This is a genomic window from Haemophilus parainfluenzae, from assembly GCF_014931415.1.
Taxonomy (GTDB): domain Bacteria; phylum Pseudomonadota; class Gammaproteobacteria; order Enterobacterales; family Pasteurellaceae; genus Haemophilus_D; species Haemophilus_D parainfluenzae_AF.
The window spans coordinates 1,443,989-1,460,849 of record NZ_CP063121.1 but is presented as its reverse complement, the minus strand read 5'-3'; the positions used below and the strand labels follow the sequence as shown (position 1 = coordinate 1,460,849).

The window sequence follows — 16,861 nt, the reverse complement described above, 5'->3', positions numbered from 1 at the left end:
TTCCTTGAAATTTGGTAAAAACAAAACCACGACAACGTCTTGCAACCTTGCCGCAGTCAATGAAAAATAAAAAATGATTTACTCTATTGAGTTCGGAGCTTATTATTATTCGTCTTGAGAAAAATAGCAACCATAACAGAACTAAAAATGACTAAAAAATCTTCTATTTCAACCGCACTTAAAGCGGCATTTATCACACTCGGCTTTTCGTTTTCCTCTATGGCTGAAGTTAATGTGGCTTCTATTACCCAATACCTACCTGAAGGTGCTTCTGCCAGTATCATTGCCAAAAACCTCAGTAAAGATCAAATTATCGCGGATTACAATGGCTCAACCTTTATGTTGCCAGCCAGTACACAAAAAGTTTTCACAGCTGTCGCGGCTAAATTAGTATTAGGTGATGCCTTCCAATTTGAAACCTCACTTTTAAGTAACGGAAAAATTCAGAATAATGTTTTAGAAGGCGATCTTGTTGTGCAATTTACTGGCGATCCCGATCTGACCAGCGGACAACTTTATAGCCTATTAGCTAATTTAAAAAAACAAGGCATTCAGAAAATCAATGGTGATCTTATTTTAGATACCTCTGTATTTGCTAGCCATGATCGTGGGTTAGGTTGGGTTTGGAACGATCTTACAATGTGCTTTAACTCCCCTCCAGCTGCAGCAAATATCGATAATAACTGTTTTTATGCAGAACTGGATGCAAATCAACCTGTGGGTGAAACCGTCAAAATTAACGTTCCCGCTCAATTCCCTATTCAAGTTTTCGGACAAGTTTATATTGTGGATCAGCAAGAAGCCGGTTATTGCCAGTTAGACGTTGTTGTTCACGACAATAATCGCTATCAAGTAAAAGGCTGTATCGCGCGCCAAACTAAACCATTTGGGCTAAGCTTCGCCGTGCAAGATCCTGATGCCTATGCTGCTGCGATTATTCAACGTCAATTAAAACGTCTTGGTATTGAATTTACCGGTCAGGTAAAACAACCTCAAAAACCACAGCAAGGACAAAAACTCGCCCAGCATTTATCTAAACCGTTGCCTGAGCTATTGAAAAAAATGATGAAAAAATCGGATAACCAAATTGCCGATGCCTTATTCAGAGCCGTAGCCTACAACTACTATAAACGCCCTGCTTCATTCCAATTAGGCACATTAGCAGTGAAATCCGTATTGCAAAAACAAGGCATTAAATTTGGTAACAGCATCTTAGCTGATGGTTCGGGTCTTTCTCGTCATAATTTAGTTGCACCGAAAACCATGCTTTCAGTCTTGGAATACATCGCCAAAAACGAAGATAAATTACACTTAATGGAAACTTTCCCAATTGCAGGTGTGGATGGCACAATCAGTGGTCGTGGTAGCTTAATTAATCCACCACTGGTAAAAAATGTCATCGCTAAAACTGGCTCATTGAAAGGTGTCTATAACCTTGCCGGTTTTATGACCAATGCGCGAGGTGAAAAAGTGGCTTTCGTTCAATTTATCAATGGCTATTCAACCGGTGATTTAGAAAGTAAAACAAAGCGTGCTCCACTTGTACAATTTGAAAGTACGCTTTATAACGATCTTTATAAAGACTAAAACGCCTATAAAAATGACCGCACTTTGAATACATAAGTGCGGTCATTTTTCTTTATATTTAATCAGAAAGAAAAAGCACTAAACGCTTCATTGAATTTAGTGCTTTTTTACGATCTTAAACGCGATTAACCTTCATTATGAATTTCAAGGTTGCTTGCATCTTTTTCCCGTTTTTTCTTTGCTGAATCATTACGTTGAGAAGCTATGCTATCAAGGTATTCCGGAGTGATATCGCCAGTGATATATTCGCCAGTAAAGACCGAACAATCAAAGCCTTGAATCGCTGGGTTTTCTTGACGCACTGATTCAGTTAGCGATTCAAGATCTTGGAAAACCAATTTATCTACACCAATCAATTTCGCAATTTCATCAACATTACGGCCATAGGCAATGAGTTCTTGTTTTGTTGGCATATCGATGCCGTACACATTTGGGTAACGAATTTCTGGTGCGGCTGATGCAAAGTAAATTTTCTTCGCACCTGCTGCTCTAGCCATACTCACAATTTGTTCAGATGTTGTACCTCGAACAATAGAATCATCGACTAATAGCACATTTTTATCTTTAAATTCTGCTTTAATCGTATTGAGCTTGCGACGGACTGAACTAATACGTTGAGCTTGGCCTGGCATAATAAATGTACGACCAACATAGCGGTTTTTCACAAAACCTTGACGATAAGGTTTGCCTAAGATTTTCGCAATCTGTAAAGCAATGTCTGTTGAAGTTTCAGGTACTGGAATAACAACATCAATGTTATCAGCTTCCTCAACCCATTCTTTTGCAATTTTTTTACCTAAATGTTCACCCATGTGAACTCGTGCGGCATAGACAGACACACCGTCTATTGTTGAATCAGGACGAGCAAAGTACACGTATTCAAAAATACACGGATTTAAGACCGCACTTTCCGCACACTGCTCTGCATAAAGCTGGCCATCAAAGGTCACATAAATCGCTTCGCCTGGCGCAACATCACGCACTAATTCAAAACCTGCGACGTCTAATGCCACACTTTCAGAGGCAAACATATATTCCACAGAACCATTTTCTTCTCGTTTACCTAACACGAGTGGGCGAATACCAAACGGATCGCGAAATGCCACCATACCATGTCCAATAATCATCGCTAAACATGCATAAGCACCACGAATATCTTTGTGTGTCGCACGAATTGCATTAAAAATATCTTGCGGATCGAGGTGGTATTTATTCACTCTATCCAAATGATTAGCAAGAATATTGAGAAGAAGTTCTGAATCCGAATTGGTATTTACATGACGACGCGCTTCTTTAAATAATTTATCTTTTAATTCGGTTGAGTTGGTTAAGTTACCATTGTGAACAAGACTTAAACCATAAGGTGAGTTAACATAGAAAGGCTGAGCTTCAGATACACTTGAACTGCCGGCTGTTGGATAACGTACATGTCCGAGGCCTGCATGACCTTGTAAACGTAACATATGTTCTTGTCTGAATACATCGCTTACAAGACCATTAGCCTTACGCAAACGAAAGCGGTTTTCATCATCTATTGTGACAATCCCCGCCGCATCTTGACCTCGATGCTGTAATAACGTTAATGCTGCATAAATGGATTCATTAACCGGATTTTGGCTAACGATACCGACAATTCCACACATACTGATTGACTACCTTATTGTTTAAAAGTTGAGTTTAAAAAACTAGAACTTGCTTGTAGTTGTTGGAAGAACCATTCAATAATGAAGCCGAAATGAGGAATTAATTTTGATTCTTTCCACCAATCGGTTTGTTCAAAGTTAGTGAAGGTATCCAGGAAGAATAAGATCGCAGCAACGATTAATGCGCCACGAATTAAGCCAAATGCCGCACCGAGAACACGATCTGTTCCGGTAAGTCCTGTTTTATCCACTAATTGGCTAATCACATAATTAACAATGCCACCTACGATTAAGGTTAAAACAAATAAAATGCCGATTGCGGTGCCGTTACGCACATAGTCAGATTCGATTTGAGTAAGATAAGTGGCGAGATAAGGATAAAATTGGCTAGCGACAATAAATGCAACGACCCAACTTGCAAGGGACATCACCTCTCGCACAAAACCACGTAATAAACTCACGATAATCGAAAATGCGATGATGCCAATGATAATGTAATCAATCATTAAATAGTCTCTCAATTAAAAAGGGCCGCCATTGCGACCGCAGTATTTTACATAAAAAACAACAAAAGGAAAACGTTTGCGTCAATTAAATTTGAAGCTGTTGGCTAGATTTCCTGCCAAAATGCTTTGTCTAATTTTTGCTGTGCCTTTTGCAGTACTTCTGCCAAGTGCTGATATGTCGGTTTATCTTGCACAGTTGGCAAACTTTCATGTTGTTTTCTTAAACGTTCACTAATCTCATAAAACCACTGAGAACTTTGCGCTTCTAACGGTGATTTTGCACGTTTTCCCAACCAGTATAAGCCTTGCAATGGTATCACTAATGCACAAAGTGCGGTCAAAATAGCAATCGCTAATGCAGTAAGATCCGCCTTGGCATAAAACTGTTGCCAAACCATCGAAAATACTGCCATAAAAGGCATGAACTTCTGAGCAAATTTCGTGGCTTTAATAATGCGATTTTCGGGGAAAATCATGCTGAGCTTCGCTTCTAATGGCCACGTTTGCAAATAAATTTGCCCTTGTTTTAAGGTTGAAAAAAATGATGACATGAAAACATCCTTGAAAATAACCTCGCTTATAATACTCTAGTTTAGGTTTAATTGTCATCCTTAACTAGAAACTGTTGAAATTTTCAACTTTTCTAATAAAAGATCGTATTTTTACCCTCCAGTTAATTTATTTTATACGCTAAAAGGTGTATTCTATATGGGATTTATACTCCGTTCTTTTGGATGGATTTTTATTAACCTCAATCAAAAATAGGGTTCCTATGTCAAAACTTGTTCTCATCCTTAACTGTGGTAGTTCTTCATTAAAATTTGCAATCCTTGATCCTGCAACAGGTGAAGAAAAATTATCAGGCTTAGCAGAAGCATTTTATCTTCCTGAAGCTCGTATTAAATGGAAACTTAACGGTGAAAAAGGTAGCGCAAATTTAGGTGCTGGTGCAGCGCACACAGAAGCACTTAACTTCATCGCGTCAAACATTATGACTGATGAGCTTAAAAACTCTATCACCTCGATTGGTCACCGTATCGTTCACGGTGGTGAGAAATACACCCAATCTGTTGTTGTAACAGATGAAGTAGTTAAAGGTATTGAAGATGCAGCACAATTTGCTCCACTTCACAACCCGGCTCACTTAATCGGTATCCGTGAAGCATTCAAAACATTCCCACACTTAAAAGATAAGAACGTTGTCGTATTTGATACAGCATTCCACCAAACTATGCCTGAAGAAGCATACTTATATGCACTTCCATACTCACTTTACAAAGAACATGGCGTACGTCGCTACGGTGCACACGGTACCAGCCACTACTTCGTTTCTCGCGAAGTCGCGGAATACGTAGGCAAACCAGCAGACCAAGTAAACGCAATTATCTGTCACTTAGGTAACGGTGGTTCGGTTTCTGTGGTTCGTCATGGTAAATGTATCGATACCTCTATGGGTTTAACCCCGTTAGAAGGTTTAGTGATGGGTACACGTTGTGGTGATATTGACCCTGCGATCGTTTTCTACCTATACAAAAACTTAGGCATGTCAATGGATCAAATCGAAGAGACTTTAGTGAAAAAATCAGGTCTTTTAGGTTTAACTGAAGTAACGAGCGACTGCCGTTATGCAGAAGATAACTACGACGATGCCTCTAAACCAGAAGCAAAACGTGCATTAGATGTTTACAGCTACCGTTTAGCGAAATACATCGGTGCATACATGGCCGTTTTAGGTGATGATCACTTAGATGCCATCGCATTTACGGGTGGTATCGGTGAAAACTCTGCTCATGTTCGTGAATTAGCGTTAGGCCACTTAAAATTATTCGGCATCAAATTAGACAAAGAACGTAACCTTGCTGCTCGCTTTGGTAAATCAGGCGTGATCACTGCTGATGACTCTGCATTCAAAGCAATCGTTCTTCCAACTAACGAAGAATTAGTAATTGCACAAGATACAGCACGTTTAGCGGGCTAATCAACTTTCTTCAAACCTGCTGAGAAATCAGCAGGTTTTTTCATTCATTAAAAGGTATATCAAAATGACTAAAGCAGTTATTCTTATTCCAACTAGCGCAGAAGCAAATTTAGCAGCAGCACTAGACGCAGCTAAAACAACAGGCGCTGTCGTATTCAATGCAGTAGAAGATGTAAAAACCGCTCAAGCATTAATCGCAAATAATCAAAAAGACGTGTTGTTAGAAAAAATCGTTGCTGATTTCCAAGCATTAAATGCAAATCTAGTGATTGTTAAAGGTGTTCAACCTTCAGCTCAAGCGCCTTTTGCAAATAGCTTAAACTTCGCGATTGCGCAAACCTTAGATGCACAAATTATCTTAGTGGCAAACAATGAAGAAGGCACATTAGTAGAAGCCGTTGCTTCAGAATTTGGCGGTGTGAACAACGCTGAAATCTTAGGTGTATTTAGTGCGCAAGCAGGCAAAATTAAAGCTTTAGATGCACAAGCATTAGCGAATGCAATCTCTGCACCACTTGCTCGTGAAGCACGTATTTCTCCAGCAGCATTCCGTTTTAAATTAACTGATTTAGCACGCAAAGCAGGTAAAACCATCGTATTACCAGAAGGTGATGAACCTCGCACTGTTAAAGCGGCAGCAATCTGTGCTGAACGTGGTATCGCAAAATCGGTATTATTAGCGGATCCAGAATCAGTGAAAAAAGTTGCAGCAGAACAAGGCGTGACTTTAGGTGCTGACGTAACAATCATCAATCCAGCTGACGTACGTGAAAACTACGTTGCTCGTTTAGTTGAATTACGTAAATCTAAAGGTTTAACTGAAGAACAAGCTCGTGCACAATTAGAAGACACCGTTGTATTAGGTACGATGATGTTAGAAGCAGGCGAAGTAGATGGTTTAGTCTCTGGTGCCGTTCACACCACTGCAAATACGATTCGTCCACCGATGCAAATCATCAAAACAGCACCAGGTAGCTCAATTATCTCGTCTGTATTCTTCATGTTATTACCAGACCAAGTATTAGTGTATGGTGACTGTGCTGTAAACCCAGAACCAACTGCTGAACAACTTGCTGAAATCGCAATCCAATCAGCTGAATCAGCAAAAGCATTTGGTTTAAATCCGAAAGTCGCAATGCTTTCTTACTCAACCGGTACTTCTGGTTCAGGTCAATCTGTAGAGAAAGTGAAAGAAGCTACCCGTATTGCACAAGAAAAACGTCCTGATTTATTAATCGACGGTCCATTACAATACGATGCAGCTGTGATGAAAGATGTAGCCGCTTCTAAAGCACCAAACTCTAAAGTAGCAGGTCAAGCAAACGTATTTGTATTCCCTGATATCAACGCAGGTAATATCGGTTATAAAGCGGTTCAACGTTCTGCAGATTTAGTCGCTGTAGGCCCAATGCTTCAAGGTATGCGTAAACCGGTTAATGACTTATCTCGTGGTGCATTAGTGGATGATATCATCTACACCATCGCATTAACTGCAATCCAAGCAACTCAAGCTTAATTAAAGCCTGTGTTGTAAAACACTAAAGAAAATAACCGCACTTTTGATGATTCAAAGTGCGGTTATTTTTAGGGTTGTTTTTAATGACTACTCTACGGATTTTAAGTATTCAACCAGCTTCATGCCAATTTCTCTTCTCCATCCTAAAAGCAGATCAGGTTGTTTTGACATATCTTCATTTTTTAGCCAAACCCATTTAATGAGATCTTCTAAATTTCGTTTACTTGCCAGAATATCAAGAGTTAACCCTTTTGGTGTCAGTTCATAAGCTTTTTCTTGTAACAATCGAATTGCCTTTTTATAACGAGGATCATCCACAATACGCACTAAACGCTTAGGATAATCATAAGGAGAAATTCGGCGGCTTTGTGCTAACAATTGAAGCATCTTTTTGCCACGCACACGGACTTCATTTTCAGATAATCCAAGCGCTAACATTTCTGATGTATTGCGAGGATTGTTTTTTGCGACTTTCCAAAGGTTGTCAGATTTCACCACATAAGAAAGGGCTAAATTTCGTGCCATTGCGGTTTCTTGTCGCCACTTTGCCAATAGTTGTAAACGCGCTAATTCGAGCGGATTCAATTTCCAAACATTCGGAATATCCAAATAAGCTTTATTTGGATCGCGATCGTCTAATTTACTGGTTTTCGAGATCGCAAGCTGGCAATCATCAATTACCGCTTGAAGCCAAGATGATTGCACTAATTCTATTTGCATTTTTTGATAGACCGGCAAGAGATACCATACATCCCCTGCAGCATATTGTAGCTGTACGGGTGAAAGTGGACGTTTCAACCAGTTTGTACGGGTCGCCCCTTTATCCATTTCAACGCCCAAATAATGCAACACCAATTTGGCTAGGCCCGCTGAATTAGCAAAACCTAAAAAACGCGCCATAATTTGCGTATCCATCATAGGTTGTGGAAGTACATCAAACTCTTGTAAGAAAACCAATAAATCTTCATTACAAGCATGCAAAATTTTTGTCACCTGCTGATCGCGTAATAATTCCACAAAAGGTGAAAAATCAGTAATGGATAAAGGATCGATTAATGAAACACGTTCACCATCATAAAGTTGAATTAATCCTAATTTAGGATAATAGGTCGATACTCGCATAAATTCGGTATCTAAAGCAACCGCACTTTGCTGACGAGCTAACTGACAAACCTGAGCCAGTTCTTCATTATTTTGAATTAACGTAAAGTGCGGTTGATTTTGGCATTCTTTTATCATTGTAATAGGATGTATTTTCAAATAGAGGTACAGACTAAACAGGGATATGAACACATATCCCTGATTTAATTAATGTTGCGCGCGTTTTGCTATTTCTTCATCACGCAATATGCGTCTTAAAATTTTGCCTACATTACTTTTCGGCAATTCATCACGAAACTCAATATCTTTCGGGACTTTATAACCTGTGAGATGCTGTCTGCAATGCTGGCGTAATTCATCTCTCGTGAGGCTATCATCTTTCTTCACAACGAAGATTTTAATGGTTTCTCCTGACACTTCGTGTGGCACGCCGATAGCGACCACTTCAGCGACTTTATAATTTAGCATCACCACATCTTCGATTTCATTTGGATAAACGTTAAAGCCTGAAACCAAGATCATATCTTTTTTGCGGTCAACAATACGGAGGCTATAGCTCTCGTCCATAATGACGATGTCCCCCGTTGCCATCCAGCCATCTTTAAGCACTTCAGCAGTCGCTTCAGGACGTTGCCAATACCCACGCATGACTTGTTCACCTTTAACCCAAAGCTCTCCGGCTTCACCAAGTTGTGCTTCTGAGCCATCGTCTTTGATAATCTTAATATCAGTATTTGGCACTGGTACACCGATTGTACCATTGTGTTTCACTACATTAATCGGACAAGCGGCAATTAGCGGTGAGCATTCTGTCATGCCGTAACCTTCAATAATGTTACAGCCGGTTAAATCATGCCAACGTGTTGCGACTGATTGTTGGATCGCCATACCGCCGCCAACAGAAAGTTTTAATCGTGAAAAATCCACTTCTTTGAAATTTTCATTATTAAGCAGCGCATTAAATAAGGTATTTACCCCTGTAATCGCTTCAAAGCGGTATTTTTTGAGCTCTTTAACAAAACCATCAATATCACGTGGGTTCGTAATTAAGAGCGCGGTAACGCCAAGCTCTAAGAAGAGTAAACAGTTTACCGTTAAGGCAAAAACATGATAAAGCGGTAAAGCCAGTACAGCAATGCGTTGCTTCGCATGATCGCCAATAAATGGCTCTGCAATCCACTTAGCTTGGAAAATATTAGTAATAATGTTGCCATGTGTCAGCATAGCGCCCTTAGCAACACCTGTCGTTCCGCCTGTATATTGTAGGAAGGCTAGATCTTCACGATCTACTTGAGGACGAACATATTGGCGAAATTTACCAATACTCAATACTTCACGGAAAGTGACGGCATTCGGTAATTTATATTTTGGCACTAACTTTTTAACATATTTCACAACAAAATTGACCAAATTACGCTTACCAAAAGAAAGCTGATCGCCCATTCTTGTTAAAATCACGTGCTTCACTTTAGTATTAAATACAATTTTTTCTAAGGTTGAAGCAAAGTTTGAAACCACAACAATGGCTGTTGCGCCGCTATCTTGTAACTGATGTTCTAATTCACGTGGGGTATAAAGTGGATTTACGTTTACCACAACTAAACCCGCACGTAAGATACCAAAAAGCGCAATAGGATATTGCAATAAATTCGGCATCATCAATGCAACACGCTCACCACGTTCTAACCTTAATTCATTTTGTAAATAAGCGGCAAATGCACGGCTACGCTCTTCTAATTTACGAAATGTTAAAACCTGCCCCATGTTGATATAGGCGGGACGGTCTGGGTGCTCACGAATTGCTTTATCTAAAATATCGAGAATCGAATCATACTTGGATGTATCCAGCGTGGTTGGTGAACCTTCTGGATAATTTTGAAACCAAACTTTTTCCATTTTTTATCCTTATTCTTTGGAAAATTTTCTTAATTTTATCATGTAGTTAATAGAGATAATAGCGAATTTCAGGCTCGCCATACCAATAATACGGTCGTCTACCGAAAAAGCCCCAATCATCCCACATATCATCTGGATAATAATAACTTTGTGAAAGCTTCCAGACACGATAATGATTGGTTTTAATAACCGGATAAATATAGTTGGCTTGATCAACCTTGCCTTGTTCTGTTTTCAGCAAGGTACCACCAATTGTAATAAATTGATCTTTTAAGCTTTCAGGTTCTACAAAGCCATCAAGATAAGTGATAAAACGTCCATTAGGTTGTTCATCAATCATCGGTTTTGCTGAGGTTGAATAAACTGGATAGCTTAATACTTCAATTTTAGTTTTATTCGGCAAGGCTTGTGCGGTTAATACTTTTCCACCTAAACGAATTGATTTGCACTGACAGCTATAATCACTCGGTTGAATTGAAGACAATGATTTTAAAGTAAACTGCTCTTTTTCCAGCCCTTTCGGTGCATTGACACATCCCACTAATGTGGCCGAAAGTGCGGTCAAAACTAAGATCGTTTTTTTATTCATCTTCAACTCCTTTTTGAAAATTATTCACGCCCAGGTAATTTTTTCCAAGTTACTTCATTACGCAAATAAACAGGTTCAATTTCTAAGGCGGATATGACTTTATTTTGAGCATAATCTGTTAAAGCAAGCTCAAGCATATATTGTGCAGAAGGTAAAATAATATCGCTCCCATCTAAACCACTGTCTTTAAATTGAGGATACGCAGCCCAACCGGTTCCGACTCGATAGGCGGTTAAATCTGAAAACTGTTCAAGCACTTTTTCTGGTTGGCAAACTTGTTCTTCAATGACTGGGTTCCATTGGAAAAACTCCCCCAATTCTGACCGCACTTTTTCTCGTTTTACTTGAGAAAAATAAACTTCATTCATTCTCGCATCAATGGTAGCTGCGACATTTTCGGCTTGATGTAATTCAAATGCAGCCTGAGCCATTGCTGTTAAATTTGATACCGCAATAACAGGTAAATCAGCACCAAATGCAAGCCCTTGAGCAATCCCTGCACCGATACGAACACCAGTAAAACTACCCGGGCCGCGTCCAAATGCTAACACATCCACTTGTTTCAAATTGATACCTGAATTGGCAAGTAACTCATCAACCATTGGAAGAATACGTTTTGTATGTGTACGTTGTGCTAATTCATCTAGATGTGTTTTTTCGCCTTTATGCCAAAGAGCAACAGAACAGGCTTCTGTTGAAGTATCAAGTGCTAATAAAGTGATATTTTTCATTATTAATCCATTTTCTCATTTTGTAAGAATTGTACCACTTTGTTGAGATCTCGGGTACGGGTTGAATTAGGTAAACTTTTTAGAAAGGTTTCGCCGTAATTTCGCATCACAAGACGATTATCACAAATAATTACCGCACCACGATCCGTTACATCTCGAATTAGGCGCCCTACACCTTGTTTCAGCGTAATAACCGCTTCAGGGATCTGTATATCATTAAATGGATCGCCACCTTGTAATCGGCAATCTTCAATGCGTGCTTTTAGTAAAGGTTCATCTGGTGCGGTAAAAGGCAATTTATCAATAATGACTAAGGAAAGTGCATCACCACGGACATCCACGCCTTCCCAAAAGCTAGAGGTGGCAACCAATACACTATGGGTTTCATGAATAAATTGTTCGAGTAATTTAGCTTTAGGCATTTCACCTTGTAATAAGATAGAAAGCTCACTATTTTCTCTAAAATACTCTGCCAAGCCTCTCATCATTAAATAGGAAGTACAAAGCACAAAGCATCGCCCTTTATTCGCTTCAATGATAGGCAACAACATTTCACCAAGAGATTGTAACGTATTATTTTGATTCGTTGCTGGTAAATAACGTGGCACGCAAAGTAATGATTGATTAGGATAATCAAAAGGACTGTGAAGAATTTTTTGTTCTGCTTGCTCAATACCAAGGCGCTGACAGAAATGATTAAAAGTGCCGCCAACTTCAAGCGTCGCCGAGGTGAAAATCCAAGCGGCTTCTTTATTATTTAGCTGTTCACCAAATTTATCTGCAACAGTAAGTGGCGTAATATGTAAACCAAATTGTCGTCCCATACTTTCGTACCAATAACAATAGCCAACAATGGCCGTATCACAAAGACGAATTAATTGATTCTTGATACTTTCAGTACGTTCAAAAATACTATCCAAAGTCTGAGAGCGCCCTAATGCAATCTTGATAACTTCAGAAAGAAACTCAATTTTTTCTTGTAATAATTCAACCGATTTTTTGACCGCACTTTGCTTAAATAGCTCACGCCAATTTCCTCGCTGATTTCCTTCCCCAAGAAGAAGACGGAAATCTTGAATAACTTTAAGCAATGTATCTGCCGTTGTGCCAAGCTGTGGCATATCTTTCAATTCTGTTCGATAAACAATATTGATATCTTTACATAAATCAAATAGTTGGCGAGATGTTAATGATTGGCCAAAATACTGACTAGCTATATCGGGAAGTTGATGTGCTTCATCAAAAATAATAACTTCTGCATTAGGGATAAGCTCACCAAAGCCACTTTCTTTTACCGCCATATCAGCAAAGAAAAGATGGTGATTTACAACAACGAGATCTGCATTTAACGCTTTTTTACGAGCTTGTGCTACATAGCATTCAGCGTAGTTAGGGCAATCTGTTCCCAAACAACTTTCTGCCGTACTCGTCAATTGAGGCAAAATTGGGCTATCTTCAGCCAATTCAATACATTCTGTTAAATCACCTGTTTTCGTTGCATTATTCCATTTTCTTACTTTACTTAAATCGGCTAAAACAGATTTATCCCCAAGTACACCTTGAGCAATAACTTGATCCAGACGCTCCAAACATAAATAATTGGATCGCCCTTTCAATAACGCAATTTTTCCAGAATAATTTAAGGCTTTTTTTATGGCAGGTAGATCTCTTGAAAAGAGCTGATCTTGTAGATTTTTAGAGCCGGTTGAAATAATCGTTTTCTTTCCAGCAATGAGTGCCGGCGCCAAATAAGCAAAAGTCTTTCCAGTACCTGTTCCAGCTTCTACAACAAGCGGTCGCTTATGTTGAATAGCATATCCTACAGATTGAGCCATTTCGAGTTGTTCTGCTCGTGGCTTAAATCCTTTAATATTCTTACTCAATTCGCCATCACTGGAAAAGATCTTACTTATCTGTTTTTTCATAATTATTGCTATCTAGAAATAGGCGAGGATTTTATCATTATTAGGCTCATTTATGTATGAATTCTAATATTTTATATAAAACTCCATAAACAAAAAACCCCAAGCTATTCAGCTCGGGGTTCTACATTCACTACCTGGCGGTGTCCTACTCTCACATGGGGAAGCCCCACACTACCATCGGCGCATCGGCGTTTCACTTCTGAGTTCGGTATGGGGTCAGGTGGGACCACCGCTCTATCGCCGCCAGGATTATTCCTTTAATAACTTCTTCTATCTCTTTCTGCTCTCACTATCTCTAGTGCTCACAACCAAACAAGCTGATTAAACCTAAAAACTTTCTCTTTCTTCTCTGAGTTTCTTCTCGTCTTACCCAACACCCAAAACCCTTGAGCGTTGTATAGTTAAGCCTCTCGGGCAATTAGTATCTGTTAGCTCAACGGCTCGCACCGCTTACACACCAGACCTATCTACGTCTTAGTCTTAAACAACCCTTACTGTCTTAAAAACAGGGAGAACTCATCTCTTGGCAAGTTTCGTGCTTAGATGCTTTCAGCACTTATCTCTTCCGCACTTAGCTACCCGGCAATGCGTCTGGCGACACAACCGGAACACCAGTGGTGCGTCCACTCCGGTCCTCTCGTACTAGGAGCAGCCCCAATCAATTCTCCAACGCCCACGGCAGATAGGGACCGAACTGTCTCACGACGTTCTAAACCCAGCTCGCGTACCACTTTAAATGGCGAACAGCCATACCCTTGGGACCTACTTCAGCCCCAGGATGTGATGAGCCGACATCGAGGTGCCAAACACCGCCGTCGATATGAACTCTTGGGCGGTATCAGCCTGTTATCCCCGGAGTACCTTTTATCCGTTGAGCGATGGCCCTTCCATTCAGAACCACCGGATCACTATGACCTACTTTCGTACCTGCTCGACTTGTCTGTCTCGCAGTTAAGCTTGCTTATACCATTGCACTAACCTGACGATGTCCGACCGTCATTAGCAAACCTTCGTGCTCCTCCGTTACTCTTTGGGAGGAGACCGCCCCAGTCAAACTACCCACCAGACACTGTCCGAGACCACGTTTCGTAATCTTCGTTAGAACATCAAACGTTAAAGGGTGGTATTTCAAGGACGACTCCATAATCACTGGCGTGACTACTTCTAAGTCTCCCACCTATCCTACACATCAAAATTCAATGTTCAGTGTCAAGCTATAGTAAAGGTTCACGGGGTCTTTCCGTCTAGCCGCGGGTACACCGCATCTTCACGGCGATTTCAATTTCACTGAGTCTCGGGTGGAGACAGCCTGGCCATCATTATGCCATTCGTGCAGGTCGGAACTTACCCGACAAGGAATTTCGCTACCTTAGGACCGTTATAGTTACGGCCGCCGTTTACTGGGGCTTCGATCAGGAGCTTCTCTTTCGATTACACCATCAATTAACCTTCCAGCACCGGGCAGGCATCACACCCTATACGTCCACTTTCGTGTTTGCAGAGTGCTGTGTTTTTAATAAACAGTTGCAGCCAGCTGGTATCTTCGACCGGTTCAACCTTCGCCCGCTAGGGACTACAATCTACGCCGGCGCACCTTCTCCCGAAGTTACGGTGCTATTTTGCCTAGTTCCTTCACCCGAGTTCTCTCAAGCGCCTGAGTATTCTCTACCTGACCACCTGTGTCGGTTTTCAGTACGGTTTAGATAAACCTGAAGCTTAGTGGCTTTTCCTGGAAGTGTGGTATCGGTTACTTCAGCTCCGTAGAGCCTCGTCATCATCTCTCGGTGTTAAAGAAGTCCGGATTTGCCTAAACTTCTCACCTACCAACTTAAACGCACATATCCAACAGTGCGATAACCTAACCTGCTCCGTCCCCACATCGCAGTTTATCCAAGTACGGGAATATTAACCCGTTTCCCATCGACTACGCTTTTCAGCCTCGCCTTAGGGGCCGACTCACCCTGCCCCGATTAACGTTGGACAGGAACCCTTGGTCTTCCGGCGAACGGGTTTTTCACCCGTTTTATCGTTACTTATGTCAGCATTCGCACTTCTGATACGTCCAGCAAACCTCTCGATTCACCTTCATCCGCTTACAGAACGCTCCCCTACCCAACAGTATTGCTACTGATGCCGCAGCTTCGGTGCTATATTTGAGCCCCGTTACATCTTCCGCGCAGGCCGACTCGACTAGTGAGCTATTACGCTTTCTTTAAATGATGGCTGCTTCTAAGCCAACATCCTAGCTGTCTAAGCCTTCCCACTTCGTTTCCCACTTAATATAGACTTTGGGACCTTAGCTGGCGGTCTGGGTTGTTTCCCTCTCCACGACGGACGTTAGCACCCGCCGTGTGTCTCCTGAGTATCACTCTTCGGTATTCGTAGTTTGCATCGGGTTGGTAATCCGGGATGGACCCCTAGCCGAAACAGTGCTCTACCCCCGAAGGTGTCCGCTCAAGGCTCTACCTAAATAGATTTCGGGGAGAACCAGCTATCTCCCGGTTTGATTGGCCTTTCACCCCCAGCCACAAGTCATCCGCTAATTTTTCAACATTAGTCGGTTCGGTCCTCCAGTTAGTGTTACCCAACCTTCAACCTGCCCATGGCTAGATCACCGGGTTTCGGGTCTATACCTTGCAACTAGACGCCCAGTTAAGACTCGGTTTCCCTTCGGCTCCCCTATTCGGTTAACCTCGCTACAAAATATAAGTCGCTGACCCATTATACAAAAGGTACGCAGTCACCCCAAAAGGGCTCCCACTGCTTGTACGTACAAGGTTTCAGGTTCTATTTCACTCCCCTCACCGGGGTTCTTTTCGCCTTTCCTTCACAGTACTGGTTCACTATCGGTCAATCAGGAGTATTTAGCCTTGGAGGATGGTCCCCCCATCTTCAAACAGGATATCACGTGTCCCGCCCTACTTGTCGTTAGCTTAGTACCATGACCTGGACTTCGAGTACGGGGCTATCACCCTGTATCGCCAAGCTTCCCAGCTTGTTCCTCTGTCTCTGTCATTATCACTAACAGGCTCCTTCGCGTTCGCTCGCCGCTACTAACGAAATCTCGGTTGATTTCTTTTCCTCGGGGTACTTAGATGTTTCAGTTCTCCCGGTTTGCCTCACTTACCTATGGATTCAGTAAGTGATAGTAGATTCTTCATCTACTGGGTTTCCCCATTCGGACATCTTGGATTAAACGCCTCTTATCGACTCATCCAAGCTTTTCGCAGATTAGCACGTCCTTCCTCGCCTCTGATTGCCAAGGCATCCACCTTGTACGCTTAGTCACTTAACTATACAACCTCAAAAATTCTTGATGTTGTGTTTTCAACTAAACACTTGATTGCTTTTGTTCAATCAAGATTTTCTTCTTACTCAGACTTTTTCTT

10 protein-coding genes, 2 rRNA genes and 2 pseudogenes are annotated in these 16,861 nt (G+C 41.1%); 4 read left to right on the top strand and 10 right to left on the bottom strand.

Translation table 11 applies throughout. The features are described from left to right. Window positions 1-147: 147 nt before the first annotated feature. Entirely contained in the window at window positions 148-1,587 is a 1,440-nt protein-coding gene (gene dacB / locus INP93_RS07180) for a serine-type D-Ala-D-Ala carboxypeptidase (protein ID WP_197544521.1), read from the top strand. A 125-nt stretch (window positions 1,588-1,712) separates the two neighbouring features. On the opposite strand, the gene purF is transcribed toward dacB, so the two are convergent. The 3 genes from purF to yfbV all read right to left on the bottom strand — a co-directional run bounded on the left by purF (window position 1,713) and on the right by yfbV (window position 4,287). After that, window positions 1,713-3,230, bottom strand: a complete 1,518-nt coding sequence (gene purF / locus INP93_RS07175; RefSeq protein ID WP_197544520.1) for an amidophosphoribosyltransferase — start codon at window positions 3,228-3,230, stop codon at window positions 1,713-1,715. A gap of 14 nt (window positions 3,231-3,244) precedes the next feature. Next, window positions 3,245-3,736: a CvpA family protein gene (locus tag INP93_RS07170; RefSeq protein ID WP_005696203.1), complete on the bottom strand. Its 492-nt coding sequence runs from the start codon at window positions 3,734-3,736 to the stop codon at window positions 3,245-3,247. A gap of 104 nt (window positions 3,737-3,840) precedes the next feature. Further along, on the bottom strand, window positions 3,841-4,287 hold the full coding sequence (gene yfbV, locus INP93_RS07165; RefSeq protein ID WP_197544519.1) for a terminus macrodomain insulation protein YfbV: 447 nt from the start codon (window positions 4,285-4,287) through the stop codon (window positions 3,841-3,843). Between the two features lie 221 nt (window positions 4,288-4,508). Between yfbV and INP93_RS07160 the strand changes: the two genes are divergently transcribed. From INP93_RS07160 to pta, 3 genes and pseudogenes are all read left to right on the top strand, one after another. After that, complete coding sequence (locus INP93_RS07160; protein WP_193451939.1) at window positions 4,509-5,714, top strand: acetate kinase; 1,206 nt, start codon at window positions 4,509-4,511, stop codon at window positions 5,712-5,714. Between the two features lie 64 nt (window positions 5,715-5,778). Beyond that, window positions 5,779-6,057: pseudogene (locus tag INP93_RS09755) on the top strand (phosphate acetyltransferase); the annotation flags it as partial. A gap of 183 nt (window positions 6,058-6,240) precedes the next feature. Further along, window positions 6,241-7,230, top strand: a pseudogene (pta, locus tag INP93_RS07155) (phosphate acetyltransferase); the annotation flags it as partial. An 87-nt stretch (window positions 7,231-7,317) separates the two neighbouring features. Here the strand turns inward: pta and rnd are convergent. From rnd to INP93_RS07120, 7 genes are all read right to left on the bottom strand, one after another. After that, entirely contained in the window at window positions 7,318-8,469 is a 1,152-nt protein-coding gene (gene rnd / locus INP93_RS07150; protein ID WP_197544517.1) for a ribonuclease D, read from the bottom strand. Window positions 8,470-8,538: 69 nt separating this feature from the next. Then, on the bottom strand, window positions 8,539-10,227 hold the full coding sequence (fadD, locus tag INP93_RS07145; protein WP_197544516.1) for a long-chain-fatty-acid--CoA ligase FadD: 1,689 nt from the start codon (window positions 10,225-10,227) through the stop codon (window positions 8,539-8,541). 46 nt (window positions 10,228-10,273) lie between these two features. Then, complete coding sequence (locus INP93_RS07140; RefSeq protein ID WP_049355859.1) at window positions 10,274-10,816, bottom strand: Slp family lipoprotein; 543 nt, start codon at window positions 10,814-10,816, stop codon at window positions 10,274-10,276. Window positions 10,817-10,836: 20 nt separating this feature from the next. Continuing rightward, window positions 10,837-11,547, bottom strand: a complete 711-nt coding sequence (gene tsaB, locus INP93_RS07135; protein WP_197544515.1) for a tRNA (adenosine(37)-N6)-threonylcarbamoyltransferase complex dimerization subunit type 1 TsaB — start codon at window positions 11,545-11,547, stop codon at window positions 10,837-10,839. Window positions 11,548-11,549: 2 nt separating this feature from the next. After that, window positions 11,550-13,472, bottom strand: coding sequence for a DNA repair helicase YoaA (gene yoaA, locus INP93_RS07130; protein ID WP_420026354.1), 1,923 nt, complete (start codon window positions 13,470-13,472; stop codon window positions 11,550-11,552). Window positions 13,473-13,604: 132 nt separating this feature from the next. Beyond that, window positions 13,605-13,720 (bottom strand): 5S ribosomal RNA (rrf, locus tag INP93_RS07125). Between the two features lie 149 nt (window positions 13,721-13,869). Next, window positions 13,870-16,767: ribosomal RNA gene (locus tag INP93_RS07120) — 23S ribosomal RNA — on the bottom strand. Between the last annotated feature and the right edge of the window lie 94 nt (window positions 16,768-16,861).